This window comes from Streptomyces sp. NPDC001530 (genome assembly GCF_042894545.1).
In the GTDB taxonomy this organism is placed as follows: domain Bacteria; phylum Actinomycetota; class Actinomycetes; order Streptomycetales; family Streptomycetaceae; genus Streptomyces.
Window position 1 is genome coordinate 97,608 of record NZ_JBIAVS010000001.1, and the last position, 23,193, is coordinate 120,800.

Annotated in this window: 21 protein-coding genes and 3 pseudogenes; 8 read left to right on the top strand and 16 right to left on the bottom strand. The window is 70.5% G+C overall.

Features of this window, described 5'->3' with window-relative positions:
- Nucleotides 1-14: 14 nt before the first annotated feature.
- A complete protein-coding gene (locus ACFY0T_RS00450) occupies nucleotides 15-953 on the bottom strand; it encodes a cation diffusion facilitator family transporter (RefSeq protein ID WP_388864182.1) in 939 nt (312 codons plus the stop codon).
- A 317-nt stretch (nucleotides 954-1,270) separates the two neighbouring features.
- Between ACFY0T_RS00450 and ACFY0T_RS00455 the strand changes: the two are divergent.
- Together ACFY0T_RS00455 and ACFY0T_RS00460 are read left to right on the top strand one after the other, a co-directional pair.
- Nucleotides 1,271-1,957, top strand: a pseudogene (locus tag ACFY0T_RS00455) (RNA-guided endonuclease TnpB family protein); the annotation flags it as partial.
- 188 nt (nucleotides 1,958-2,145) lie between these two features.
- Nucleotides 2,146-2,451 (top strand): DUF4235 domain-containing protein, encoded by a 306-nt coding sequence (locus ACFY0T_RS00460; RefSeq protein WP_388863323.1) that lies wholly within the window; start codon nucleotides 2,146-2,148, stop codon nucleotides 2,449-2,451.
- 103 nt (nucleotides 2,452-2,554) lie between these two features.
- Here the strand turns inward: ACFY0T_RS00460 and ACFY0T_RS00465 are convergent, their stop codons facing one another.
- From ACFY0T_RS00465 to ACFY0T_RS00475, 3 genes are all read right to left on the bottom strand, one after another.
- Nucleotides 2,555-2,947, bottom strand: coding sequence for a VOC family protein (locus ACFY0T_RS00465; protein WP_388863325.1), 393 nt, complete (start codon nucleotides 2,945-2,947; stop codon nucleotides 2,555-2,557).
- An 82-nt stretch (nucleotides 2,948-3,029) separates the two neighbouring features.
- A complete protein-coding gene (locus ACFY0T_RS00470) occupies nucleotides 3,030-3,491 on the bottom strand; it encodes a pyridoxamine 5'-phosphate oxidase family protein (RefSeq protein ID WP_388863327.1) in 462 nt (153 codons plus the stop codon).
- An 88-nt stretch (nucleotides 3,492-3,579) separates the two neighbouring features.
- Nucleotides 3,580-4,359 (bottom strand): TetR/AcrR family transcriptional regulator, encoded by a 780-nt coding sequence (locus ACFY0T_RS00475; RefSeq protein WP_388863329.1) that lies wholly within the window; start codon nucleotides 4,357-4,359, stop codon nucleotides 3,580-3,582.
- Between the two features lie 132 nt (nucleotides 4,360-4,491).
- Between ACFY0T_RS00475 and ACFY0T_RS00480 the strand changes: the two genes are divergently transcribed.
- Together ACFY0T_RS00480 and ACFY0T_RS00485 are read left to right on the top strand one after the other, a co-directional pair.
- Nucleotides 4,492-5,985: an APC family permease gene (locus tag ACFY0T_RS00480; RefSeq protein ID WP_388863331.1), complete on the top strand. Its 1,494-nt coding sequence runs from the start codon at nucleotides 4,492-4,494 to the stop codon at nucleotides 5,983-5,985.
- A gap of 11 nt (nucleotides 5,986-5,996) precedes the next feature.
- Nucleotides 5,997-7,634, top strand: coding sequence for an amidohydrolase (locus tag ACFY0T_RS00485; protein WP_388863333.1), 1,638 nt, complete (start codon nucleotides 5,997-5,999; stop codon nucleotides 7,632-7,634).
- A 35-nt stretch (nucleotides 7,635-7,669) separates the two neighbouring features.
- On the opposite strand, the gene ACFY0T_RS00490 is transcribed toward ACFY0T_RS00485, so the two are convergent.
- Complete coding sequence (locus ACFY0T_RS00490) at nucleotides 7,670-8,098, bottom strand: hypothetical protein (protein ID WP_388863335.1); 429 nt, start codon at nucleotides 8,096-8,098, stop codon at nucleotides 7,670-7,672.
- Between the two features lie 25 nt (nucleotides 8,099-8,123).
- On the opposite strand from ACFY0T_RS00490, the gene ACFY0T_RS00495 reads away from it, so the two are divergent.
- Nucleotides 8,124-9,854: a hypothetical protein gene (locus ACFY0T_RS00495; RefSeq protein ID WP_388863337.1), complete on the top strand. Its 1,731-nt coding sequence runs from the start codon at nucleotides 8,124-8,126 to the stop codon at nucleotides 9,852-9,854.
- 63 nt (nucleotides 9,855-9,917) lie between these two features.
- Here the strand turns inward: ACFY0T_RS00495 and ACFY0T_RS00500 are convergent, their stop codons facing one another.
- The 5 genes from ACFY0T_RS00500 to ACFY0T_RS00520 are packed head-to-tail and all read right to left on the bottom strand — an operon-like array spanning nucleotide 9,918 to nucleotide 14,238.
- Nucleotides 9,918-11,165, bottom strand: coding sequence for a cytochrome P450 (locus ACFY0T_RS00500; RefSeq protein WP_388863339.1), 1,248 nt, complete (start codon nucleotides 11,163-11,165; stop codon nucleotides 9,918-9,920).
- Nucleotides 11,162-11,767 carry an ATP/GTP-binding protein gene (locus ACFY0T_RS00505; RefSeq protein ID WP_388863341.1) on the bottom strand — a complete coding sequence of 202 codons (606 nt, stop codon included), beginning with the start codon at nucleotides 11,765-11,767 and terminating at the stop codon, nucleotides 11,162-11,164. The genes ACFY0T_RS00500 and ACFY0T_RS00505 overlap by 4 nt, the downstream gene beginning before the upstream one ends.
- Nucleotides 11,748-12,119 (bottom strand): DUF742 domain-containing protein, encoded by a 372-nt coding sequence (locus ACFY0T_RS00510; RefSeq protein WP_388863343.1) that lies wholly within the window; start codon nucleotides 12,117-12,119, stop codon nucleotides 11,748-11,750. The genes ACFY0T_RS00505 and ACFY0T_RS00510 overlap by 20 nt, the downstream gene beginning before the upstream one ends.
- The gene (locus ACFY0T_RS00515) at nucleotides 12,116-12,526 is read right to left on the bottom strand and encodes a roadblock/LC7 domain-containing protein (RefSeq protein WP_388863345.1); all 411 of its coding nucleotides are present in this window, start codon (nucleotides 12,524-12,526) and stop codon (nucleotides 12,116-12,118) included. Before ACFY0T_RS00515 ends, ACFY0T_RS00510 begins: the two co-directional genes overlap by 4 nt.
- Before the next feature lie 5 nt (nucleotides 12,527-12,531).
- On the bottom strand, nucleotides 12,532-14,238 hold the full coding sequence (locus ACFY0T_RS00520; RefSeq protein ID WP_388863347.1) for a sensor histidine kinase: 1,707 nt from the start codon (nucleotides 14,236-14,238) through the stop codon (nucleotides 12,532-12,534).
- Between the two features lie 309 nt (nucleotides 14,239-14,547).
- On the opposite strand from ACFY0T_RS00520, the pseudogene ACFY0T_RS00525 reads away from it, so the two are divergent.
- Nucleotides 14,548-15,588 (top strand): annotated as a pseudogene (locus ACFY0T_RS00525) (cytochrome P450); the annotation flags it as partial.
- Nucleotides 15,589-15,698: 110 nt separating this feature from the next.
- Nucleotides 15,699-15,941, top strand: coding sequence for a cytochrome P450 (locus ACFY0T_RS00530; protein WP_388864184.1), 243 nt, complete (start codon nucleotides 15,699-15,701; stop codon nucleotides 15,939-15,941).
- Between the two features lie 95 nt (nucleotides 15,942-16,036).
- Here ACFY0T_RS00530 and ACFY0T_RS00535 read toward each other — a convergent pair whose 3' ends face one another.
- Nucleotides 16,037-17,581 (bottom strand): oxidoreductase, encoded by a 1,545-nt coding sequence (locus ACFY0T_RS00535; protein ID WP_388863349.1) that lies wholly within the window; start codon nucleotides 17,579-17,581, stop codon nucleotides 16,037-16,039.
- Between the two features lie 412 nt (nucleotides 17,582-17,993).
- Between ACFY0T_RS00535 and ACFY0T_RS00540 the strand changes: the two are divergent.
- A pseudogene (locus ACFY0T_RS00540) lies at nucleotides 17,994-18,470 on the top strand (cytochrome P450); the annotation flags it as partial.
- Here ACFY0T_RS00540 and ACFY0T_RS00545 read toward each other — a convergent pair.
- From ACFY0T_RS00545 to ACFY0T_RS00565, 5 genes are all read right to left on the bottom strand, one after another.
- A complete protein-coding gene (locus ACFY0T_RS00545; RefSeq protein WP_388864186.1) occupies nucleotides 18,403-18,909 on the bottom strand; it encodes a PIG-L deacetylase family protein in 507 nt (168 codons plus the stop codon). The pseudogene ACFY0T_RS00540 and the gene ACFY0T_RS00545 overlap by 68 nt on opposite strands.
- Nucleotides 18,910-18,974: 65 nt before the next feature.
- Nucleotides 18,975-19,844, bottom strand: coding sequence for a carbohydrate ABC transporter permease (locus ACFY0T_RS00550; protein ID WP_388863351.1), 870 nt, complete (start codon nucleotides 19,842-19,844; stop codon nucleotides 18,975-18,977).
- Nucleotides 19,841-20,800: a carbohydrate ABC transporter permease gene (locus ACFY0T_RS00555; RefSeq protein WP_388863353.1), complete on the bottom strand. Its 960-nt coding sequence runs from the start codon at nucleotides 20,798-20,800 to the stop codon at nucleotides 19,841-19,843. The genes ACFY0T_RS00550 and ACFY0T_RS00555 overlap by 4 nt, the downstream gene beginning before the upstream one ends.
- The gene (locus tag ACFY0T_RS00560) at nucleotides 20,794-22,134 is read right to left on the bottom strand and encodes an ABC transporter substrate-binding protein (protein WP_388863355.1); all 1,341 of its coding nucleotides are present in this window, start codon (nucleotides 22,132-22,134) and stop codon (nucleotides 20,794-20,796) included. The genes ACFY0T_RS00555 and ACFY0T_RS00560 overlap by 7 nt, the downstream gene beginning before the upstream one ends.
- Entirely contained in the window at nucleotides 22,131-23,111 is a 981-nt protein-coding gene (locus ACFY0T_RS00565; RefSeq protein ID WP_388863357.1) for a GNAT family N-acetyltransferase, read from the bottom strand. Before ACFY0T_RS00565 ends, ACFY0T_RS00560 begins: the two co-directional genes overlap by 4 nt.
- Between the last annotated feature and the right edge of the window lie 82 nt (nucleotides 23,112-23,193).

Sequence of the window (23,193 nt, forward strand, 5' to 3'; positions counted from 1 at the left end):
CGGGCACCCGAGCGTCAGGCCCCGCCGCGTTCCCCCGTCGCGGCGGGGCTGCTCCCTGCCGTGTCCCCCGGCTGAGCCGCCCGCGCCGTCCGCGCGTCGATCACGTCGAGGAAGATCCGGTCGGCCTCCGGGAAGGTGTGGGCGACGGAGCGCTTGATGCGCACGGCGACGTCTTCGACCTCCTCGCTGTCGAGCCCGGGCACGAGGTCGATCCGCTCGGCCACCAGCGTCGAGTCGAGGCCCAGCTCCATGGTCAACAGCGCCTCCACGCTGTCGATCTCGGGCTGCGCCTCCAGCAGGGCGCGGATCCTGCCGCTCTGTTCTTCGTCGACGGCCCGGCCGATCAGCTGCTCGCGCGCGTCACGGCCCAGCCGGTAGGCGACGTACACGAGCAGCAGGCCGATGGCGAGGGAGGCGGAGGCCTCCCACACGACCTGGCCCGTGACCATGTGGAGCGCCATGCCGGCGATCGCGAGGGTCACACCGAGCACCGCCGTGCCGTCCTCGGCGACGACCGTACGCAGCGCGGGATCCCGCGTACCGCCCGTGCCGCCCTGCCGGTGCACCTGGTGGAGAGCGCGCAGCAGCGACCCACCCTCGGCGAGCAGGGCCACTCCGAGGACCACGAGCCCTGCGACATAGCCGCTGAACGACTCGTGGGCGCCGTTCCTGAGCGCCTCGAAGCCCTGGAAGAAGGAGAAGCAGCCACCCATCACGAAGATGCCGACGGCCGCGAGCAGCGACCAGAAGAACCGCTCCTTGCCGTAACCGAACGGATGCCGTCGGTCGGCGGGGCGGCGGCTGCGCCGCAGCGCGGCCAGCAGGAACGCCTCGTTCAGGCTGTCGGCCACGGAGTGCGCCGCCTCCGAGAGCAGCGCGGGTGAGCCCGCGATCAGGCCACCGACCGTTTTGGCCACGGCGATCACCAGGTTGGCGGCCAGTGCCACCAGCACCGTGACGCGGGTCCTGCGGTCCGACCGGTTCGGCCGGTCCGTCGAGTCGTTGCCCACACCGCCCGGTTTCCCAGGCCCGCCCGCCTCACACCGGTGGAGACGGCAGGAAGCCATGACCTCTACCAGAGGCCCGGATTCAGCTTGCTCCTTGTGAGGAACCCCGGGCGTTCACGCCCGGGAGGAATCGCATCCTTGGGTGAGCGGTGCGGAGCACCGCGGCGGCATCCGGCGCGGAGCGTTGCGCTGCTGTGACCGGGCAGCGGGAGCTTGCCGTGTTCGAATGCGCGGCCCCGGAGGGGCCGGTTAACCTCGCGGGTGTGAAGCTGGTGGTGCAGGTGAAGCTGCTGCCGACGCCCGTGCAGGCGGCGGCACTTGAGGCGAGCCTGCGCGCCTGCAACGAGGCGGCCACGTGGGTGAGTGAAGTCGCCTTCGAAAAGGATGTGAAGAACAACTTCGCGTTGCGCAAGCTCACCTACGACCAGACGAAGGCCCGGTGGGGCCCGGGCGCGCAGGCTGCCCAGCACGTGATCAAGAAGACCTGTGACGCGTACGCCACCCTTAAGGCCAATCTGAAGGCCGGGAACCTGGGCAGAGCGGGCTCGAAGCGGTACCGGAAGGCGACGGAGAAACCGATCGAGTTCCGCCCGGACGGTGCACAGCCCTATGACGACCGGATGCTGTCCTGGCAGATTCCCGAGCGGCGGGTGTCGATCTGGACGACTGCCGGGCGGGTGAAGGACGTGGCGTTCACCGCGAGTCCAGAGCAGCTGGCCACCTTGGCGCTGTACCGCCGGGGCGAATCCGACCTCGTCCGCCGGGACGGCGTGTGGTTCCTGCCGGCTACCTGCGAGGTGCCCGAGGCGGCCCTGAACCCGGATCCGGTGGACTTCCTCGGCATCGACCTGGGCATCGTCAACATCGCCACCACGAGCGACGGCGAGATCCTGGCCGGGCGCGGGCTCAACCGCAGCCGGGTCCGTGAACGACAGTTGCGCACCAAGCAAGGAGGCGCGGCGGGCCGGCGACGCGGGGCCCCGTCAACGGCCCCTGCCCCGCCCCCGCGCCAGCGGGACAGGGCTGGACGCAAACGCAGCATCACCGCCAGTGATGCCCGTTGTGCAAGCCCTGGACCTTCAGTCCCGGGTCGTTGACTGACACCGTCGACCCCACCGGAGAAGCAAAGGAGACGCAGGTGTCCAAGAAGCGGAAGAAGCTCAAGCTCCCTCTCGTCTACAAGCCTCTGGGCTTCGTGCTGAGCTGGGCGAGCGGAGCCGTCGCGGGACTCGTCTTCCAGCAGACCTGGAAGGCGATACGTCACGAGGAGGACGCGCCGGACGCGCTGGACCAGGACCGCGGCTGGGGCGAGGTGCTGCTGGCCGCCGCCCTCCAGGGAGCGATCTTCGCGGTCGCCCGCGGCGCGGCGGACCGCACGGGTGCGAAGGCCGTCGAACGCTCCACGGGCGTGTGGCCGTCCTCGGACAAGGGCGGCCGGAACTGAGACCTGGGCCGGTGCTGAAGCCTGAGTCGGTACCGATGCCTGGGCTGGTGCTGAAACCTGGGCCGGTACCGAAGCCTGAGCCGGTACCGAAGCCTGGAGACAGTCAGCCCTGCTTGGGCGCCGTCGGCCGTGCCCGGCGCAGCGTGAAGGAGTGCCCCGCCGGGTCGGCGTAGCCGCGTTCCTCGTACGGGCCCGCCGCGTCCTTGGTGTCGAGCGGGCGCCCGCCCAGGCCGATGACCCGGCGTTCCACCTCGTCCAGGTCCGCCACGTGGAAGTCCAGGTGGACCTGGAGGGAGTTCTCGGGGCGCGGCCAGCTCGGCGCCGTCGCCGTCGCGTCGCGGCGGAACGCCATCCGCAGGCCGTCGGCCCCCCTGATCTCCACGCGGTTCGGGGTCGCGTCCGTCTCCTCGGCGTCGAGCAGTTCCTTGTAGAAGGTGGCGAGCTTCTCGGGCTCGGCGCAGTCGAGCACCACGACGCCTGCCATGACCAGTGTCATGTGTCCTCCGTACGGCTTCCGGGGCGCGGGCGGCCTCCTGCCGCAGGCTGCCCCGGGCTCCCGGGTACCCCGTCCGGCGATTTCAGTCGGCCACGAGCCATTCGCCGTCGCGCATGAGGTCGCGTCCGGAGATCTCATTGGCCTCGCGCCAGGCCTGTACGCGCCGCGGAGTGATGCGGAAGTAGAGGTAGTGGGTGGTGAGTTGACGTGGGTCGAAGCCAGCCTTCGCGGCGAAGGAGTCAGCGATCCCGTCCGGCAGCTCGGCGGGCTCCAGCGGCTCGACGGTGCCCTCGACGAGGACCACGTCGCGGGTCGGTCCGATGCCCAGGCGCGCCTGGCCGGTCGTCCGCAGGTTCCGGCCTGTGGGGCTGGCGGCCGGGGTGGCCACCAGCAAGGTCGTGCCGTCCCACAGGAAGGACAGCGGGATCAGATACGGCGCTCCCCCGTCGCCGTCGGCCGTGGACACCCAGGCGTCCTCGTCGTTCTCCAGCCGGTGGAGGGTGTCCTGCTTGCGCTGCTTCGGGGTGCGAGCGGCCTGATTCATCGTCGGACAGCCTCCTGGTGGACGTCGTACGGACGGGTCACGGAGATGACGTACGAGCAGGTCTATGGGGATGACGTACGAGCGCCCCTCAGTGTGACGCGCCGGGCGGTGACGCGCCGGGCGCTCTGACGGTGGGCCTCTCCGCGTCCCGGTGCTGCGCACTCTCTTCGATCTCCCCCAGCCGGGCCGCCGCCGCGGTCAGCAGCATGTCCAGCGCCGCCGGGTACGCGCTGCGCCGCATGTCCGTCACCAGGTGGCGGGCCGTCGCCGCGATGTGCGGGTGCGTGTCGGCGGGCAGCCGGGCGTACGTCGCCCGCCACACGCCCGCTTCCGCCTCGCGGGCGGCGCGCGGGAGGGCGAGGCTCGCCGCGTCGAGGGCGGCGAAGGCCAGCGCCTGGTCGACGAACGCGTGGTAGATCCGCACGGCCTCGGGGTCGGGGAAGCCCGCGCCGCGAAGCACGCCGAGGATCGTCTCCACGGCCTGGATCTCGTGGACCCGGCCCGTCACCCGGTAGGAGCTGAGCACCGCGGCCTGCGGATGGGCGAGGGAGCCGGAGTGCATTCGCAGGCCGAGGTCCCGCAGGTCGGCGCGCCAGTCCCCGGTGGGGTGCCAGGTGCGCAGCGTACGGCCGATGAGTTCGTCGGCGATGGCGAGCAGCAGGTCGTCGGTGTCGCGGAAGTACCGGTACAGGGCGCTGGGGTCGGCGCCGAGGGCGAGGCCGAGGCGGCGGACGGTGAGGGCGTCGGCGCCGTGCTCCTTGAGCAGCCGCAGGGCCGTCTCGACGATCAGCTCCTCGCAGAGCACGACACCCGTCTTGGTCGGGCGTCGACGGCGTCGCGCCTCCGGCGGGACCACTCGCTCGTTCATCGGCTTCCTCCTGTCCGGCAGGCTCCGTGTCGGGCACCTTATGACAACACTGTTGACCTGTTAAGTACCCGGGCAGTTTCATTTCCGGTCACCGGGCCTGCATCGGGGCCCCGGGTGCGATCGGAGCAGGCCATGACACAAGAGCCGTACGGTGTGGATCCCCCGTCCCTGCGCAAGTCCCTCGGCGTCGTGGACGGCGTCGCCATCGCCGCCTCCAGCACGGCGGCCACCACCAGCATCGGTATCGGGCTCGGCGTCACTGCCGGAGTGGTGGGGCTGCACCTGCCCGCGATCATGCTGCTGGCCTTCCTGCCGATCCTCGGGATCGCGGGGGCCTACACCCGGCTGAACCGGGTCGAGCCGAACGCCGGCAACGGCTATGTGTGGGTGGGGCGTTCACTCACTCCCTGGCTGGGATTCCTGGTCGGCTGGGTGAACATCGTCGCCACGGTGGCGTTCCTCGCCTACACCACGGCCGTCACCGGATCCGCCGTCCTCCAGCTCGCCGGTGAGGCGCATCTGCACCGGGTGGCGGGTCTCGCGCTGGACCCCGGCTCCACCGCCCAGACCACGGCCGTGGGCATGGTGATCCTCATCGCCGTGACGCTCACCGCGGTCACCGGGGTCAAGACCGCCGCGCGGCTGCAGAGCGGGCTGCTGGTCTTCGAGTACCTCGTCCTGCTGGGCTTCTGCGGCTACGGGATCGTCGCCGGGCCGCACCCCTTCCGGCTGAGCTGGTTCGACCCCTTCGCGATCCCGTCGGCCTCGGCGCTCGCCCAGGGGCTGCTGCTGTCGGTCTTCTGTTATTGGGGCTTCGAGGCGGCGTTCACCGTGAACGAGGAGGTGCGTAACCCGCGGGACGCGTCGCGCGCCGGGATCATCACGCTCGTGACGATGCTGGGCCTGTTCCTGCTCGGCTCGGTCGCCTTCCAACGTGTGCTGTCCGAGGAGGAGTTGGCCGGACACGGCGCTCAGGGGCTGGCGTTCTTCGGCGACCGGCTCGCCTCGCAGCCGCTGGCCGCGCTGCCGCTGGTGGCCCTGATGTTCTCGGCCGTCGCCTCGCTCCAGGCAGGTGTGATCCCCACGGCACGCGGCATGTTCGCGATGAGCCGGGACCGTACGCTCGGGCCCGTGTGGTCCAAGGTCAGCGCCCGCTACGGCACTCCGGCGGCCGGGACGCTGCTGATCGGCGCGCTGGCGGCGGCGGTGGCCGCGCTCGCCCTGGTGATCCCCCGGCTCGCCGACATGATCATGGCGACGGTCAACGCGGTCGGGATCGTGGTGGCCCTCAGCTACGCGCTCACCGCGCTCGCGGCGGCCGTGCGCTTCCGGGGGCTGCTGCGCGAGGACTGGCGGCAGGGGGTGCGGGCGGTGGTCCTGCCCGCCCTGAGCGCCACGGCCCTGCTCGGACTCGGCGGATACCTCTGCTGGTCCTTCTGGACCTCCGCCGACCATCTCGAACTCAGCGCGAACAACGGCTGGTTCCTGCTGCTCACCCCCGCCGTGATGATCGCCTCGGGCATCCTGGCCGCCGCCTGGGCCAAGTGGGTGCGCAGGTCACCGTACTTCCGCACGGGCCGCGGCACGGACGCCGACGCCCCGCAGTTGTTGACCACGCTCAGCTAAGGACACGACACATGCACGCAGACCTCCTCTTCACCGGCGGCCCCGTCCTCACCCCCGACGGCCGCCGCCACGCGAGCGCCGTCGCGGTCACCGGCGAGCGGATCACCGCCGTCGGAGGCGCCGAGGTCCTGGAGCTGAAGGGGCCGAGGACCGAGGTCGTCGACCTCGCCGGACGGCTCCTCCTTCCCGGGTTCCAGGACGCGCACGTCCATCCGCTCCCGGCCGGGCTCGAACTCACCCAGTGCGACCTGACCGGCACCAAGACCGCCGAGGAGACCTTCGCCGCCGTCCGTGCCTACGCCGACGCCCATCCCGAGCGGGAGTGGATCACCGGTGGCGGATGGTCCATGGAGGCGTTCGAGGGCGGTACGCCGACCAAGGAGTTGCTGGACGCGGTCGTACCCGACCGGCCGGTGTACCTGCCCAATCGCGACCATCACGGCGCCTGGGTCAACAGCCGGGCCCTCGCGCTCGCCGGCATCACACGCGACACGCCCGACCCGGCCGACGGGCGGATCGACCGGGACGCCTCGGGTGAGCCGAGCGGCTCGCTGCAGGAGGGGGCGATGCAGCTCGTTGGCCGGCTCACGCCGCCGGCCACGCCGGCCGACCGGCTGGCGGCCCTGCTGCATGCCCAGAGCCGGCTCCACGCGCTCGGCATCACCGCCTGGCAGGACGCGCTCGTCGGGGACTTCCTCGGCATGGAGGACCCGTCGGGGGCGTATCTGACGGCTGCCCGGGACGGCTCACTCACCGCGCGTGTCGTCGGCGCGCTGTGGTGGGACCGTGAGCGCGGTCCCGAGCAGATCCCCGAGCTGGTGGAGCGGAGGGCCGCGTCGAGCCACGGCCGGTTCCGCGCGGGCAGCGTGAAGCTGATGCTGGACGGGGTGGCCGAGACCGGGACCGCCGCGCTGCTCGACCCCTACCTGGACAGGTGCGGCTGCGCCACCGCCAACCGGGGCACCAGCTTCCTCGACGCCGATCAACTTCCCAAGTACGTAACCGAGTTGGACGCTCTTGGCTTCCAGTGCCACTTCCACGCCCTGGGCGACCGTGCCGTACGCGACGCGCTGGACGCGATCGAGGCCGCGCGGGCCGCGAACGGGCCGAGCGACACGCGGCCCCACCTGGCGCATCTGCAGGTGGTGCACCCCGCGGACGTGCCACGTTTCGCCCGGCTCGGCGCCACCGCGAACATCCAGCCGCTGTGGGCGGCCCATGAACCGCAGATGGACGAGCTGACCATCCCCTTCCTGGGGCCAGAACGGGCCGCGTGGCAGTACCCGTTCGGTGCGCTGCTGCGCTCCGGTGCCCGGCTCGCGGCGGGCAGCGACTGGCCGGTGAGCAGTCCCGATCCGCTGCAGGGCATCCATGTCGCGGTCAACCGTGTCGCCCCCGACGCCGGCGACACGCCGGTGTTCCTGCCCGCCGAACGCATCGGACTGGCCGAGGCGTTGGTGGCGTACACGGCGGGCTCGGCGTATGTGAACCACCTCGACGACACGGGCGAGGTGCGGGCCGGCGCGCTGGCCGATCTCGTGGTGCTCGACCGCGATCCGTTCGACGGGGCGGCTGAGGCGATCGGCGACACGCGGGTCGCGCAGACGTATGTGGGGGGCGCGCGAGTATACGCAGCCCAAGAGGCGTAGGCAGTAACGGACATCACGGTGAGGTCACGCGTAGATCATTTACGCTCTGGGCAGCCTCGTAGCGCTTCACGGTTCAATTTTCGGCCATAGAAGCTGAGTTCGAGTGCACGGGTGGCCATGTCGGCCACCCGTTCGCAGGGCGGGGGGATTCTGTCTCGCCGTCTCCCGGAAGGAAGCGCATGCCTCAGGACGTCACGTTCGACCTCCCCTTCGACATGCCCGTCAGCAGACATCTGGAGTACACCCAGAATCTCCCTGGCCCTCGCCTGACAGGCCGAGCGCTTCCTGATCAACACAGCTGAGCCGGAGAGCACGAATCCGGCATGGACGAGCGGCTCGCAACGCTCGAGAACCGAGCGGGCCCGGGGCGGTTCGTCCTCGAAGGTCAGATAGGCGATCCGCTCCACTTTCTCGGCTTCAAGACGCGACCGGCCAGCAACCACGGCCGATCGCTCCGTTGTCATGACCACAGCTTGTTGGGAGACCGGCGTGAAATCTCGAGTCGTAGATGCCGCTTCGAAGGCGTCCGCCGACAGCTTGATCCCGGCGCAGCCAAGCGCCCGGGTCCAGCCCACAGAGGCGGGGAACGCCCTGGCCCGCCTCTTCGTGGAGCGCGTCCACGGGAGTACGCAGGAGCACCGAAGGTTCCAGAACGCCGCTCAGCAGCGGCTGAACGCACTCGGATCCCCGCACGCCGGCACCACGCTGCATGTGGAGGGAGCCGTCCATCTGGCGCAGCCCGCGTTCCTCCCGCCCGACGAGGAGGGATACGCCAGGCTGAGGCACCTCGACGCCGGCCTGCGCGTCATCGAAGCAGCCTTCCCCCAGGTCAGCACCGATATCGAGATATGCCGGCTGACCTGCACGATGCTGGAAGGGGCCTGGCGGACCCGGGCCCTCGCCCCGCCGCACGAGGAGGAGCGGACAACCGGCTGCGCCTGCCCTCTGTGCCGTCGGTTGCCCACGCCCCCCGCACGCACGCTGGATGACTACGGCTGGCGGCAGAGCGCCGGTCGTCCCCTCACCGTCAAGACCTGGCCATACCGCGAGGAACTCGACAGTGTCCTGACCGGTGGATGGACCTTGGCCCGGCAGATGAACGACCTGGAACAAGACCTTGGCCTCCGGCACTCGTTCGAGGACGACATCCTCCTCTTCCACGAATACAAGCGCGTGATCGACACCATCGACACCGCGCGCCTCACCCAGCTCATCGAAGGCCGTCTGGCCGAGAGTTTCAGCACCAACAGCGCCAGGGCCCTGGTCTGCGGGCTTTTCGCAGCCCATAAGCGATCCGTCGACGAGTACTGGCTCCAGCAGCACCACGCGGGGAGCGTCTCGCTCCCTCAGACCAACCCACTCAGCCAGAGCACCTACTCACTCCTGCAGATGCTGGACTGCCTGTTCTGGCACGTCTCACCCGACACCGAACTCTGGCAGGAAGAACACCTCGCCTCCCTGCTGCTGTGCCGCGTCATCGACGACATGACCGACGTACGAGCCGACGCCCTCACCGGCGAGATCAGCAACTTCTGGCTCGCCGACATACCCACCCACACCAAGGTCCTCTACGCTGCCTGCGCCATCGCCAGCGTCAAGTACGGCTGCATGCCCGAGGCGCATCCCCCCATGTGGAACACCTGGCTGATGCCCAGCACCGTCGTCTGGTTGGGGCTGACGGGCCGCCACGCCCTGTGGTTCGACGGCATCACCGAGGGCCTCCCCCCGGCCGAGGACTGCCCGCTGTGCGACCTGCAGCCCAACGCATGCACCGGCATCCTCACCCACGGCACCACCCTGACCTTCGCCCCGCGGCCCACCGCGCCGGCACTGAGCGCCCGGACCGCCGAGCTGTCCGCACGCTGCCGAGCCGAACACCCCGAGACGTGGCCCCTCTTCGACGCCGAGCTCCATGCCTTCGAAGCACTGCACGGCCCCTGGCACGGCAACATCGACAGCACATGGGAGATCCTGCGCCGCACCTACATCGCCGCCGTGGAGGCATCCAGCGCCGCACCGTCCCCGGAGCGCGCTCGTCATGTCCAACAAGACGCCGGCGTAGTCGGATCCGAAACGTTCTCCACCCTGTACGACCCGCAAACCGGGAGGGAAGACAGCGCGCTGCTCGCCTACATGTTCGGCTGCGCCCACCCGCATTTCCTCTGGAACGCCACGGGATACCGTCCCACGGGCGTCGAGGGCGACTGGCTCGACGGCTGACGTCTCAAAGCCGGGTAAGGCAGCCCGCTGCCCGGTCGGGTTTCCGACCGGGCAGCGGCGTGCTCACACCGGGAACTCGACCGGCAGCCTGTTCAGCCGGGACTCCCAGGTGGAGGCGGTCGAGGTGAGCTCATCCGCCGGCACGGCCAGCCGCAGGCCCGGCAGCCGGTGCAGCAGGACGTCCACCGCAACCTCGATCATGGACTGCCCGATGCTCTGCCCGGGGCACTCGTGAGGGCCCGCACCGAACGCCAGGTGCGACTGGTTGCCGTGCACCGAGACGCCCGGGTCGGGCCGGACCTCCGGGTCGAGGTTGCCCGGAGCGAGACCGAGGACGAGCAGGTCGCCCTCCTCGATCCGGTGCCCGCCGAGTTCGACGTCGCTGGCAGCGAAGCGCCCCGGCAGGACGGCCAGCGGCGGAGAGTTCCACATGACCTCCTCCACCACCCCGGAGATGTTCAGCTGACCGCTGATCAGGCCGGAGAGCCTGGACGCGTCGGTCAGGACCAGCTGCAGCACCCGGGCCAGCAGGTTGGTCGTAACGGACGCGGCGATCAGCACCACGCGCAGGTGGTGGACGACCTCGTCGTGGTCGAGAGCCGCGTGATGCTCCAGCAGGCCGGTGGTGAGGTCGGAGCCGGGTTCGGACCGCCTGCGCTCGGCGAGTTCACCGAAGATCTCCCTGATCTTGCCGTCGTGCACTACGGCGTCCTCGCCGCCCTTGAGCACCTGGGCGCAGGACTCGACCAGCCGGCGCCCCTCCGCCTCGGCAAGCCCCAGAATGCGGCTCATCACGAGCATCGGCAGATGGTCGGCGTAGTCCGCCACCAGATCGGCGCGGCCGTTGTCCGCGAACCCGTCGATCTGCTTGTTGGCGAAGTGCGTGGCGTGGCGCCGGATGCCGCGGCCGGCAGCAGCCTGCAGCACATCGTTGACGGCGGCGCGCAGCCTGCGGTGCGGCTCGCCGTCCTGGGACACGCAGTCCGGGCGCCAGCCGAGCATGGGGATCAGCGGTGAGGTCTCCTCGATCCGGCCTTCCCGCCAGTCCCGCCAGATCCGCGCGTCCCGAGCGAACTGGCGGGGGTTGTCGAGCACCCGCCGGCTCTCCCGGTAGCCCAGCACCAGCCAGGCGGGGATGTCGCCCTCCAGCAGCACCGGCGCGACGGAGCCGTGCTCCTTGCGCAGCCGCTCGTAGATGCCGAGCGGATCGGTGGCCGCCTCGCGCCCGTACAGCCGGGCCAGTTCGGCCGAACCGTGGGCGACGGGGCAGCCGCGGGGGGCGTCGGGACCGTTTAAGGTCTGCTCTTTCATCGGGGCTCCAGTGCGACGGCGGAGCGTTCCTGCAAGTGACGGATCAGCGCGATGAGTACGTCACGGCTGGAGGCCCGGTCGCGGGCGTCGCAGGCCACGACCGGGGTGTGGGGGGAGATGTCCAGGGCGTCGCGGATCTCGTCGATCGGGTGGTCCTTGGAGTCGGGGAAGACGTTCAGAGCGATGACGAAGGGGACGTTCTGCCGCTCCATCTCCTCGATCGCCCGGAAGCTGGAGGCCAGCCGCCGGGTGTCCACCAGGACCACCGCGCCGAGGGCGCCTTTGAACAGGCCGTTCCACAGGAACCAGAACCGCTCCTGGCCCGGCGTCCCGAACAGGTACAGCACCAGTTGGTCGTTGATGCCGATCTTGCCGAAGTCGAGGCTGACGGTGGTCTCCTGCTTGTCCGCCACACCGATCAGGTTGTCGACGTCCGCGCTGGCCTGGGTCAGCGTCTCCTCGGTGGTCAGCGGCTTGATGTCGCTGACCGAGCGCACCATGGTGGTTTTCCCGGTGCCGAAACCGCCGGCGATCATCACCTTCACCGAGCGGGTGCCCTCGGCCATCTGCCGGTCGGGATGGTCAAAGCCTTTGAAGTCCACTGAGTACCTCCTCAAGGAGCGCGAGGTCGGGCCCGCTGCCGGCGCCTGACGCCGGGATCGGATCACGGGCTTCGACGCGGCCTGCGTCCAGCAGATCGGCCAGGAGCACCGCGAGAATGTTGAAGGGCAATCCGAGGTGGGCGCCGAGTTCGGCCACCGACAGCGGATCGCGGCAGCGCCGGATGATCTCCTCGTGCTCGTGCTGCATGCCGGGTACGGCGGCGGCGCGGGAGACGATGAGGGTCGCCACATCGAGGCTCGACGCCGAACCGCCCGGTCCGCTGCGGCCACCGGTGAGGACGTAGTAGCGCTCGAGACCGGACGGGTCCGTGGGCCGGCGGGGAGCACTCATCCAGAGTGCTCCTCCAGGCGCGGAGTGGTGCCGAGGAGCTCCCCCATCCTGCGGGCCAGATCCCTCATCTGATGTCCGAGAAGACCCTGGTCGAGGCCTTCCTTGGCCAGCACTCCGAGGTACGTCTCCACGCCGGCCCGCACCACGAACAGGTGGCCGCCGTCGACCTCGATCATCGCGAGCCGCAGCTGCCCGGCGTACTGCGGGAACTGCTCGGCCACCGGCTGGGCCAGCGCCTGCAGGCCCGCGACCACGGCCGCGAAGCGGTCGACGTCGTCGGGGTCCTCGGCGCCGTAGGAGGTGATGGCCTTGCCGTCGCTCGATGCCACGAGGGCGAAGCGGATCTCCTGGATGCTCTCCGTCAGGTCGCGGAGCGCCCAGCTCACGTCGGTTCCCTGTTGCGTCATGTGGACTAGTCGCTCTCTTCAGTGCGGTGCTCGTTGAACTCGCGTCCGGCGGCCGTGTCGCCGCTGCCTGCAGGGTCACGGTCCGCGGTCGTCTCGCGCGGCGGGTCGCTCTCGCGTCCGGCCGTGGCGAAGGCGGCGAGGCCGGCGAAGGACGCGTCCGGCGGTACCGCGGCCACGGTCTCCTCCGTCCGCTCGGCGGGCCTGGGCCGCGCCGACGGCGTCGATGCATCGCTCCGTCGGCTCCTGCGCCGGGGCAGGCCACCGGGCGTGGTGTCCACGGCCTCGGCGGACGGTGCGGGCGCGGCCTCGACCGGCTCGGGGCTCGGCGCGACCGCGGCGGCGGCCGGGGCGGGCTCGGTGACGGCGGCGGGCAGCGGGCTGAAGTACTTGTGGGGGACCACGACGACCACCGAGGTGCCGAGCCAGGGAGAGTCCGCGAAGGTGACCCGGATGCCGTAGCGGCGCGCCAGGGCGCCCACCACGCGCAGGCCCAGGTTCGCGTCCTCGGAGATGCCGCCGAGGCCGGGGCCCGCCGCGGTGCCCGCGAGGGACTGCTCCGCCTCGCGCTTCTTCTCCTCGCTCAGGCCCTTGCCCGCGTCCTGGATCTCGATGCCGACGCCGTTCGGGACCTCCTTGCCGGAGACGACCACGGGCTCGGTGGGCGGCGAGTAGCGTGCCGCGTTGTCGAGAAGGTGCGCGAAGATCAGCGTGAGGTGGTCCACCAGACCGCCGTCGACGCCGAGTTCGGGCAGGTGGCGGACCTGGACGCGGTCGAAGTCCTTGATGCGGCCGATGCCGCCGCGGACCACGCTGAGCAGTCGCTGCGGTTCCTGCCACTGGCGTCCGGGCCGGTCCGAGCCGCCGAGCACGCCGATGCTGGCGGCGAGACAGTCGGCGGGGCCGATCTCCTGGTCCAGTTCCATGAGGCCCTGGGCCACCGCGGGCAGCCGCCCGTGTTCGCCCTGCATCTCGTGCAGGCGCCCGCGCAGCTTGCTGGTCAGTACGTGGATACGGCTGCCGATGCTGATCACGGCCTGCTCGGCCGACGTGGAGCGGTCGAATTCCTCCTCCACGCCGATCAGCGCGGTCCTGAGGACCTTGCGCAGCTCGGCCCGCAGCTCCGGGCCGGCGGCCGGCTCCACGGCGATCTCCGGCAGGATGTCGTCGATGGCGTCACCGGCCCGCAGTCGCCCCAGCGCGTCGGGGAGGTAGGCGTCGGCAAGCCGCGCGACGACGGCCTGCTGCAGGGCGAGTTGCTCCTGCCAGACCCCGGCCTCCGCGGCGATCCGCGCTTCGTAGCCCTGGGCCTCCGAGCCGAGCCGCGCCTCGTAGGCCTTGGCCTCCTCGGCGAGGCGGGTCTCGAAGATCTGCGCCTGCTCGGCCAGTTGGGCCTCCAGGCCGGAGCGCTCGGCCGTGAACTTCCGTTCCAGGCCCGCAACGTGTTGCTGCCACTGCTGCGAGTGCTCGGCCTGCGTGGCGCGGAAGTCGCCGGTGGTACGGCGCAGTTGGGACTGGGTGCGGACGAGGAGCCGTACGCAGACGGCGCTGGCCGCGGTGGCCGCGGCACCGGCGAACGTCGCGGGTATCTGGACCTGGTCGGGTCCCGCGACCGCGGCGGCAACGGTTCCAGCACCTAAGGCGAGCGGCATCAGCCACCAGCTGTACCAGGCGACCGGTGCCCGCGCCGCCGGGGGTGGAGTGGCAAGTTCCATCTGCATCCTTCGAAAGCAACACGATCGAACAGGGGGAGTGTGCAGGCGCCGTACGCGTCGGGGAACGCAGCGCGAGGCGACCGAATGTGTTCGCGTCAACTCGCAGCGCCGCAGGGGAGCTTATCGGGTTTGAGATCGAAAGGATCAACTCCCCTCCCCGCATCGGTGAATGTTCGGTCACGCTCCGACAAGAGTGATCAAGTCGACAAATCCATTCACCGTCACGACGCATCGGGGGTACGCCGTGATCGCCGAGGGCATGCATGTCATGCCCAGTCCCACTCGGAATGATCTTGAGGAGACGTACGGATGAGTTCCCTGTCGGGTTCCCCCACCGCGGCACCCACCGCGCCCGGCCGCCTGCCCTTGATCGGACACGCACACCAACTCACGCGTCGGCCGCTGGACTTCATGGACTCCCTGCGCAGGCAGGGCAGCGTCGTACGGATCCTGCTCGGGCCCACCTCCGCCTACGTCGTCACCGACCCGGACGTCACCCGCAAGGTGCTGGTGACCGAGGTCGACGCCTTCGCGAAGGGCGGAAAGATCATCGACGCGCTGCGGGTGTTCTTCGGCGACGGCCTCGCCACGATCGCCGACGGCGACCTGCACATGAAGCACCGGCGCCTGATGCAGCCGATGTTCAACAAGGCGCACATCGCCACTCGGGGCGACGTGATGATCGACCATGTGCGGACCGCGACCGACGCCTGGACGCCCGGGGTCGCGCGCGAGACCTACGAGGACATGAACGACCTCACCCTCTCGACCTTCCTCGTGGCCCTCTTCGGTTCCGGTCTGCCCGCCCATGTCGAGGAGGAGTTCACCGGCCTCATGCCCGCGATCATGCGCGGCACGATCCGCCAGACCATCCTGCCCGGCTGGGTGACGAAGCTGCCGCTGCCGGCGAACCGCGCGCACGAGCGGCGTGTGGCGCGCCTGCGGGCCCTCATCGACCAGGCGATCGACCACCACCGTGCCCAGCTGTCGGCCGCCGCACCGGCCGCCTCCGAGGCGCCGGTCGGCTGCCCGGCACACCAGCCCGCCGAACAGGCCCCCGGAGGCGGCCTGTTCTCGACCCTCCTCACCGCCGACGACCCCGAGACGGGCCCCCTCTCCCGCCAGCAGCTCCAGGACGAGGCGATCACCCTCCTGACCGGCGCCATCGAGACCACGGGGACGACCCTGGCCTGGGCCCTGTACGAGATCAGCAGGAACCCGAAGATCGAGCAGCGCCTGTACGAGGAGCTCGACGCGGCCTGCGGCGACCGCCCGCTCACCCAGCAGGACCTGGCCGCTCTGCCGTACATGCGCAGCGTCCTGAAGGAGACCATGCGCATGTACGGGCCCGCCTGGCTGGTCACGCGCACCACCACCCGCCCGGTCACGCTGGACGGACACCCGATACCTAGGGCGCGGACGTCATCTACAGCCCGTACGTCCACCAGCACGACCCCGAGATCTACGCCGCCCCCGGCACCTTCGACCCGGACCGCTGGGAGCCCGAGCGGGCCAAGGGCCTCAACCGTTCCTCGTTCCTCGCCTTCGGCGACGGCCGTCGCAAGTGCATCGGCGAGGAGTTCGCCTGGACCGAGCTCCTCATCATCCTGGCCACGGTGCTCCAGCGCTGGCGGCTGACGCTCGCCTCGGCTCCCCCGCGCCCGCAGGCCAAGTCACGGTCAAGCCGGACAAACTGTCGATGACGCCGCACCCGCGCACCGCCTAGCGGAGAGCGGCCTCCCCCGGCGTCCGTGGCGTCGAGGCCGGGGGCGGGCACGGCTCGCCCGAGACGGTGAGATCACGCTCTGCGGAGCGTGCGGTTGGCGCCCGCAGCGGCCGTCGTCGCGAGCAGCCAGCCCAGGCACACCAGGGCCACGGCCGCCCACTGCAGGCCGCCGCGCGGGCTGAAGGCCTGCTCCTGCCCGAAGTCGACGAGCGGCAGCACCAGGTCGAAGGTGTAGATCGCGGCCTGGAAGTGGGGCGGCTTGCCCGGATCGACCGCCTGCGGGGGCCAGCGCGTGAACAACAGGATCCCGCTGAGCATGATCGCGCACAGCCACCACACCGCGCGCATCGGCCGGTAGCCGTAGCCGACGGTGACGTCCTGGAGGCTGCTCCACACCCGTCCCGGCCACGGCAGGGTGGTGCGCAGGCGCAGCTGTTTGGCGAGCAGCACCGTGCGGGCGTCGCCGTCGTGGCCGTGCAGCCGGTAGGCGGCCGCGAGTTGCTCGTACGGCTGCGGGGTGAAGCCCTCGGGGTCGCGGGCGAGCAGCGGAAGCCGTTGCACGGCGGGGAGTTGGGGCAGCAGGCTATCGTACACCACGCCCTCCATGCGCAGCGCCGTGGGCCAGCTCTCCGGAGTGCCGCTCAGCACGGTCACGCGGGTGTGGCTGAGGTCGACGGTGCCCTTCACGGGTTCGCGAAAGCGCATGTCGAGTTCGGAGGCGGTGGAGCGGCGGCTGAGCAGGGCCGCCTGTCCGGCCGGTGCGTCGATGAGGGCGTCCTTGAAGCAGAACCGGCTGCGCACCGTGATGCTGCTCATGGAGAGCCTGCCGTGCGCGGTGAAGCCGTCGCAGAGGTTGAACTCGGCGCCCACGTCTATGCCGTGGGCGCGCAGCGCGGGCCCGTGCTCGGCGGTCAGGGAGGCATCCTCGAAGAGGGCGCCGCCGCCGACCCGGGCGTCACACAGATCGACGGTGCCTTCGGCGATGAGCCCGCCCCGGCAGTTCAAGTCCCCTCCTATGTGCAGCCTGTTGGCCTTGAGAGCCAGCCCCGACGGGTTGCGCAGCTCGGCGCGCTTGAGGACGACGCTGCCGCGCACCGAGGTGTCCCGCAGGTCGGTACAGCCGTCGACATGCAGCCCCGTGCCCGCCTGGATGTCCCCTCCGACGGTGGCGCACAGCAGTTGCAGCGCTCCTTCGCCGCGCCGCTCACCCCGCCCGGTCAGGCGGCTGTTCTCCAGGTGCAGGGAGCCGCCGATCGAAGCCCCGTAGAGATCGATGGGCCCCTCCACCCGGCACCCGGAGATCTCGCACTTCCAGCCGATCGTGACACCCACGGCCGACAGTCCGGGCAGCACGCAGTCCCGCATCTCCAGCGCCCCCAGCGACGCGCCGTCGAGACAAGGGGCCTGCTCGAAACGGCAGTTGCGCAACCGTAAGGTCCCCGCGACGACCGCTTCGGCCAAGTCCAGCCGCCCGGTGATCCGTACGTCCCTGAGCCTGAGCCGCGGCAGATGCCCCGCCTCGGCCGGCGGCGGCGCCAGCAGCAGCCTGCGCACGACGGCCGCCCGGACCTCACCCCGGTCCGCGAACCACTCCCCCCTGCGGAAAGCGGCCCACATTCCCCGCTCACTCCCGCTCCACCCACCCGGCGCGAGGCTGCCCGACACGTCAACTCCCCTTCCAGCGACGGAAAAACGCTGCATCGCTACCCGCCGCGTCCACCCGACAACCCGTGCCGTGCGGCACCGGGCCACCAAGTGGCCAACAACACGTATGACGCCAGGGGCGGGAAGGGAAGTCATTACCTGCGCCGTGATCACCTCGCAGGGAGCCACTGAGCCGTCGTGACAGTCACCGCGCCTCCCCCCATACCCAAGGCAGCGGGATCGCTTCCCCTGCTGGGTCACGCGCACCCCCTTATGCGCGACAACCTCGGCTTCATCGCCTCTGCTGCGTGGCTATGGGCGACGGGTCGAGATCCGCATCCCCAAGCCGATGATCGTCATCAAGGACCCCGAGCTGATCCGCACGATGCTGGTGGACCTCGGGCCGACCCTGGACAAGGGCCGCTTCTCCGAGAAGATGAGCCAATTGCTCGGCGACAGCGTGGTGACCGCCGCAGGAGCGGAACGCGTCCGCAAGCGACGCCGGTTGCAGCCCGCCTTCCGTCGCACGGAGATCACCCGGTACGTCGACCTGATGCGCGAGCAGGTGACCGGAACGGTCGCGAGCTGGACGCCGGGACAGACCATCGACGTGCGCGAGGCGATGGTCAAGCTCTCCCTCGACATGCTCGCGTCGACCGTCTTCGCCTCCAGCCTCGACGAGCACGCCTGCCAGCAGCTGCGCCGCGACCTGTCGGTGGTGATGAACGGCGTCGGCGCGCGCATCATGCTCCCCGACTGGGTGGAGCGGCTCCCGCTGCCCGCCAGCCGGCGCTTCAACGCAGCCCGCGCCGCCGTGCGCGCCACCATCTGCGAGGCCGTCGAAAAGCTGCGGTCCTCGGGTCATGACACCGGGGACATGCTGTCCCTGCTGCTCCAGGCACGGGACAAGGAGACTGACGGCGCATCACTTCGATGCACACTGCTCGGGCTACGTTTGATCGGTCCCAGGGGGTACGCGGCCCTGGCATGGCGTGGTTGCTGTGAATGCTGTGGCGCAAGTGGGCGACGAGGACGTCCGGGCCGACGGCGCGGATCACGTCGCCGATGCGCAGCGCGACGTCGTCGCCGGTGCCGAGGAACCCGTCGGAGAGGTCGTCGAAGCAGCGGAACTCCGCGCCGATGTCCTTGGCGAACTCCTCGCCCTCGGCAATCTTCTGGAGCTTGTACACCTCGGGTGCCGGGCGCGGGTGGCCGCGTTCGCCGGGTGTGAGGGCGAGGAGCACACCGCGGTGCCCGTTGAGGCTGTGCTCGGCCGGCAGGGGGCCTGCGGTGAGGCCCATGTCGCCGATGTGGCCGCCGATGGCGAGGATCGTCTTCGTTCTCGTGCCGGTCACGGATTCGCTCTTTACTTGAGGCCGCTGAGCATGACGCCGCGGATGTAGTGCTTCTGCAGCAGCAGGAAGAGGATCAGGACCGGCAGGATGCTCAGGACGAGGCCGGCCATGACGATGGGCATCGTGCGGGTCGGGTCGACGTAGTCCTGCAGGAGCTGGATGCCGACGGGCAGGGTCATCACGTCCGGGTTGGCGGTCGAGACGAGCAGCGCCCAGATGTACTCGTTCCAGGCGTCGACGAAGGTCAGCAGCCCGAGCGTCACCAGGACCGGCTTGGTCTGCGGCAGCACGATCCGCCACCACACGGCGAACTCGCCGGCCCCGTCGATGCGCGCGGCCTCGAGGACCTCGTCCGGGATCGAGACCATGAACTGGCGCATCAGGAAGATCCCGAAGCTGTTGACGAGGAACGGCATGGCGAGTGCCGCGATGCTGACGGTCAGGCCCGCGCCGCCGCGCCCGAACAGGTCGTTGCCGCCCGCCAGCGGCCAGTGCACCAGGATCAGGAAGTGCGGGATGAGGAAGAGGAACGGGGGGAACATCATCGTCGACAGCACGAGGCGGAAGACGAAGTCCCGGCCGGGGAAGCGGAGTTTGGCGAGCGCGTAGCCGGCGAGGGACGAGGTGAGCAGCACCGATCCGGTGATCACGGCGGTGGCGATGACGCTGTTGCGGAAGAGTGCCGGCAGATCGAGCTGGCCGACCGCCGCCCGGTAGTTGGACAGGTCGAACGCCTTCGGCAGGAACCGGTACGGCAGCGTGCCGTACTCGCCGGGCCCCTTGAAGGACGTCATCACCATGTCGAGGAACGGCACCACCATGAGCACGGCGCCGGTCACGACCAGCAGATACGAGAACCACGGGAAACGGCGGCGGATCATACGTCCTCCCCCTTGCGCCGGAAGAACCACAACTGCACCAGGGTGACCATGAGGACCACCACGAACAGCACGAAGGCCGCGGCGCTCGCGGTGCCCCAGTCGCCGTACGAGAAGGCCTGCCGGTACATCTCCAGCGCGGCCACGTTGGTCGCGTCACCCGGCCCGCCCTTGGTCATCACGATGATCAGCGCGAACGACTGCAGTCCGGTGAGGAACTGGGTGATGCACACGAACAGCAGGGACGGCCGCAGCAGCGGCACCGTGATCCTCCAGAAGACGGTGACGGGCCCGGCGCCGTCGAGCGCGGCGGCCTCGTAGTACGACTCGGGAATGGACTTCAGCCCGGCGGTCAGGACGAGGATCGCCGAGCCTACCGAGGCCCAGGCCTGGACGATCACGACCGAGGGCAGTGCGGTGTCCGGGTCCTGGAGGAAGGCCACAGAGCCGAGTCCGAGGGCGTTGAGGACGCCGTTGACGAGGCCGCCCGGCTCGTACATGTACTTCCATACGTTGCCGACGGCGACGACGGTCGTGACGATCGGCAGGAAGTACAGGGTGCGCCACAGCCCCTGGAACCGCAGCTTGTCGATGCAGGTGGCGACGAGCACGGAGCCGGCGAGCGCGAGGGCCACGGTGCCCAGGGCGAACAGCAGCGTGTTGGTGAGGATCGGCGCCAGGAACGTCGATCCGTCCGCGAAGAGGCCGGTGAAGTTGTCCAGGCCGACCGGATCGATGTCGCCGAGGTCGAACCCGGCCCACCGGGACATCGACAGCAGCAGCGCGAAGCCGAGCGGCAGGATCAGGAAGACCGCGAAGAACAGCAACGTCGGTGCCAGGAAGAGATAGGCGACGACGGCCTGGCGGCGCCGGGGCCAGCCGCGGCCGTCGACGGCGGGCGCGACGGACCGCGGCCTGTGCGCTCGCTCGGTCGTCTCCGGCGCCAGGGTGTTCACCATGAGCGCGACACCTCCTGATCGACCTGACGGCGGGTGGTGCGCAGTGCCTCGTCGACCGACTGCTGACCGGTCCACAACGCCTCGATGTTCTTGCGCAGCAGCGACTTGGCCCGCTGCGCGCCCGGTACGTTGGGCTCCGGCACCGCGTACGCCAGCGCGTCCAGGAACGGGCGCAGGTTCGGATCGCTGCCCTCGCCCAGGAGCGTCCGCATGTCGTCGGCGCGGCCGGTCAGGGAGCCGACCGACACTTGCAGGGAGCTCATCCGGGTCGCTGTCGCGCCCTTCTTGGCGCTCTTCGCGCTCACCTTCTCGGTGTTGAGCCAGCGCAGGAACTCCCAGGCCTCGCGCGGGTGCTCACTGGCCGCGTTGACCCCCAGCATGAAGCCGGTGGAAAGCGTGGCGCGCTTGTCGTCCGCCTCGGGGACGGGCACGGGCGCGACGCCGACATCGCCGTAGTCCTTGCCCATCAGGGCCTTCAGGTTCGCGGTCCACCAGCCGGCGCTGACCACCATGGCCACCTGCCCGGACGCGAACGCCTTGTAGACGTTGACGCCGGGGTCGCTCGCGCCCTTGGCCACGAAGCGGTGCTCCAGATCGAGCACGGCCCGGCCGGCCGGCGAATCGATGGCGGTGCGCTTGCCGTTCGCGGAGACGAACCTTCCGCCGGCGGCGTTGAGCAGGGCGAGCGTCTGGCCGACGGTGGTGGAGTCGTCGAAGGTCGACAGCCCGAACCCCTGGACCAGCGTGTTGCCGTACCGGTCCCGCTTCGTGGTGCGGTAGGCCGTCTCCTCCAGCTCCCGCCAGGTGCGCGGAGGGCCGTCGATGCCGGCCTCACGCAGCAGCCGCCTGTTGTAGTAGAGGGCGTACGTCTGCACCTCGGTGGGGTAGCCGTAGACCTTGCCCCCCACCGACGCGGAGCCGACCGCGGCCTCGCCGTAGCCGCGCCTGATCTCCTCGGCGTGCTCGGACGGAGCGGGCCGCAGGACGCCGGCCTGGACGAGCTGGCCGTTCCATAGGCAGTACGGCTGGATGATGTCGGCGCCCTGGCCCGCGGCCTGCCGGACCATGAACGTGGTCAGCAGGTCCGTGAACTCGACAGCCTTCGTCCGCACCTTGACCCGGTCGTGCATGGCGTTCCACTCGTCGACCGGGCCCTGCAGGGCCTCCTTGAGCTCCCCGCTCGCGTAGTGGGAGAGCAGGGTGAGGACGATCGGATCCCCGGGCCGCCCGGTGCCCTGGTGCGGCGCGGCACATCCGGAGGCGAGCAGCGCCGAGGGGAGCGCGAGCGCGAAGTGACGGCGGCTCAGGCCGCCGGTGCGGCGTGACGGCGTCATCGGGCGGCCTCCCGGCGCATCACGCGGAACACCCTGGTCGTGGTGAAACCGGTCTTGCGGTACAGGTGGCCCGCCGGGGACTGCTCGCCGGTCCACAGGAACCACGCGGAGTGCGCACGGCGCGCCCGCATCCGCTCCAGGACCAGATGGAGCAGGACCTTGCCGAGTCCGGTGCCGCGCATCTCCTCCAGCACGCCGAACGGCCCGAACCGTTCGTCCACCGAATCGAACGTGCCGTGCATCGCCCAGCCGACCAGGCGGCCCGAAGGGTCCCGGGCGACGACGATCCGGTCGAGCGGCGTGCCCGCGGCCAGACACTCCCGGATCGTGCACGCCCAGTCCGGGCCGAAGTGGTTCCCGGCGAGCGCGAACAGGTCCACCAGGTCGTCGTCGCACGGGGTGGCGAACCGGTAGCCCTGCGCCGTGAGTTCGTCCAAGCGGCACGCGACGTCCTCGGGGATGCGATAGCCGACCAGGCCGCGGTCCATCGCCGCCGCCTCGTACAGAGTGCGAAAGCCCAGGGACTCAAGGAGCCCGGCCGCTTCCGGGTACGCCTCGGCGTCCAGGCCGGGGAGGACGTAGTTCGGGGTGTACGAGGAGAAGTCCACCCGGGTGCGGCCGTGGCGGTGCAGCAAGTCGAGGGCGTCGGTGAGCAGCCGGCGGCCGAGGCCGCGCCCGCGGGCGGCCGGGTCGACGAAGAAGAACGGGATCCAGCCCTGCTCCGGCTCCAGGTCGGTGCCGGCCATCGGCGTCAGACGGCGCACCGCGTAGGCCGCGCCGACGACTCGGTCGCCGTCGACGGCGACCCGAAGCCCCTCCGGATCGAAGTTGGCGTCGAGCAGCACCAGGGAGCGGAAGCGGTCCGGGGTGATGGGGTCGGCCGGCGCACTCCGGCGCCACGCCTCCACCAACTGCGGGCCGTCGCCCGCGCGAAAGCCACGAATCTCGGCCCGGGATGTCGTCGTGCGATCGGTCATCGACGGGGTTGTCCTTCCATACGCAGGTCGCGGACGGCGTCGAACGTCGCCCGCGGCGCTGACTCGGTCTGGTGCGGGGTGC

Bases quoted from the DNA above. Each gene is read 5' to 3' on its own strand.
- ACFY0T_RS00465 (WP_388863325.1), bottom strand. From the start codon at position 2,947: ATGACACTGGTCATGGCAGGCGTCGTGGTGCTCGACTGCGCCGAGCCC.
- ACFY0T_RS00470 (WP_388863327.1), bottom strand. From the start codon at position 3,491: ATGAATCAGGCCGCTCGCACCCCGAAGCAGCGCAAGCAGGACACCCTC.
- ACFY0T_RS00475 (WP_388863329.1), bottom strand. From the start codon at position 4,359: ATGAACGAGCGAGTGGTCCCGCCGGAGGCGCGACGCCGTCGACGCCCG.
- ACFY0T_RS00480 (WP_388863331.1), top strand. From the start codon at position 4,492: ATGACACAAGAGCCGTACGGTGTGGATCCCCCGTCCCTGCGCAAGTCC.
- ACFY0T_RS00485 (WP_388863333.1), top strand. From the start codon at position 5,997: ATGCACGCAGACCTCCTCTTCACCGGCGGCCCCGTCCTCACCCCCGAC.
- ACFY0T_RS00490 (WP_388863335.1), bottom strand. From the start codon at position 8,098: ATGACAACGGAGCGATCGGCCGTGGTTGCTGGCCGGTCGCGTCTTGAA.
- ACFY0T_RS00500 (WP_388863339.1), bottom strand. From the start codon at position 11,165: ATGAAAGAGCAGACCTTAAACGGTCCCGACGCCCCCCGCGGCTGCCCC.
- ACFY0T_RS00510 (WP_388863343.1), bottom strand. From the start codon at position 12,119: ATGAGTGCTCCCCGCCGGCCCACGGACCCGTCCGGTCTCGAGCGCTAC.
- ACFY0T_RS00515 (WP_388863345.1), bottom strand. From the start codon at position 12,526: ATGACGCAACAGGGAACCGACGTGAGCTGGGCGCTCCGCGACCTGACG.
- ACFY0T_RS00520 (WP_388863347.1), bottom strand. From the start codon at position 14,238: ATGGAACTTGCCACTCCACCCCCGGCGGCGCGGGCACCGGTCGCCTGG.
- ACFY0T_RS00535 (WP_388863349.1), bottom strand. From the start codon at position 17,581: ATGTGGGCCGCTTTCCGCAGGGGGGAGTGGTTCGCGGACCGGGGTGAG.
- ACFY0T_RS00545 (WP_388864186.1), bottom strand. From the start codon at position 18,909: ATGGGCCTCACCGCAGGCCCCCTGCCGGCCGAGCACAGCCTCAACGGG.
- ACFY0T_RS00550 (WP_388863351.1), bottom strand. From the start codon at position 19,844: ATGATCCGCCGCCGTTTCCCGTGGTTCTCGTATCTGCTGGTCGTGACC.
- ACFY0T_RS00555 (WP_388863353.1), bottom strand. From the start codon at position 20,800: ATGGTGAACACCCTGGCGCCGGAGACGACCGAGCGAGCGCACAGGCCG.
- ACFY0T_RS00560 (WP_388863355.1), bottom strand. From the start codon at position 22,134: ATGACGCCGTCACGCCGCACCGGCGGCCTGAGCCGCCGTCACTTCGCG.
- ACFY0T_RS00565 (WP_388863357.1), bottom strand. From the start codon at position 23,111: ATGACCGATCGCACGACGACATCCCGGGCCGAGATTCGTGGCTTTCGC.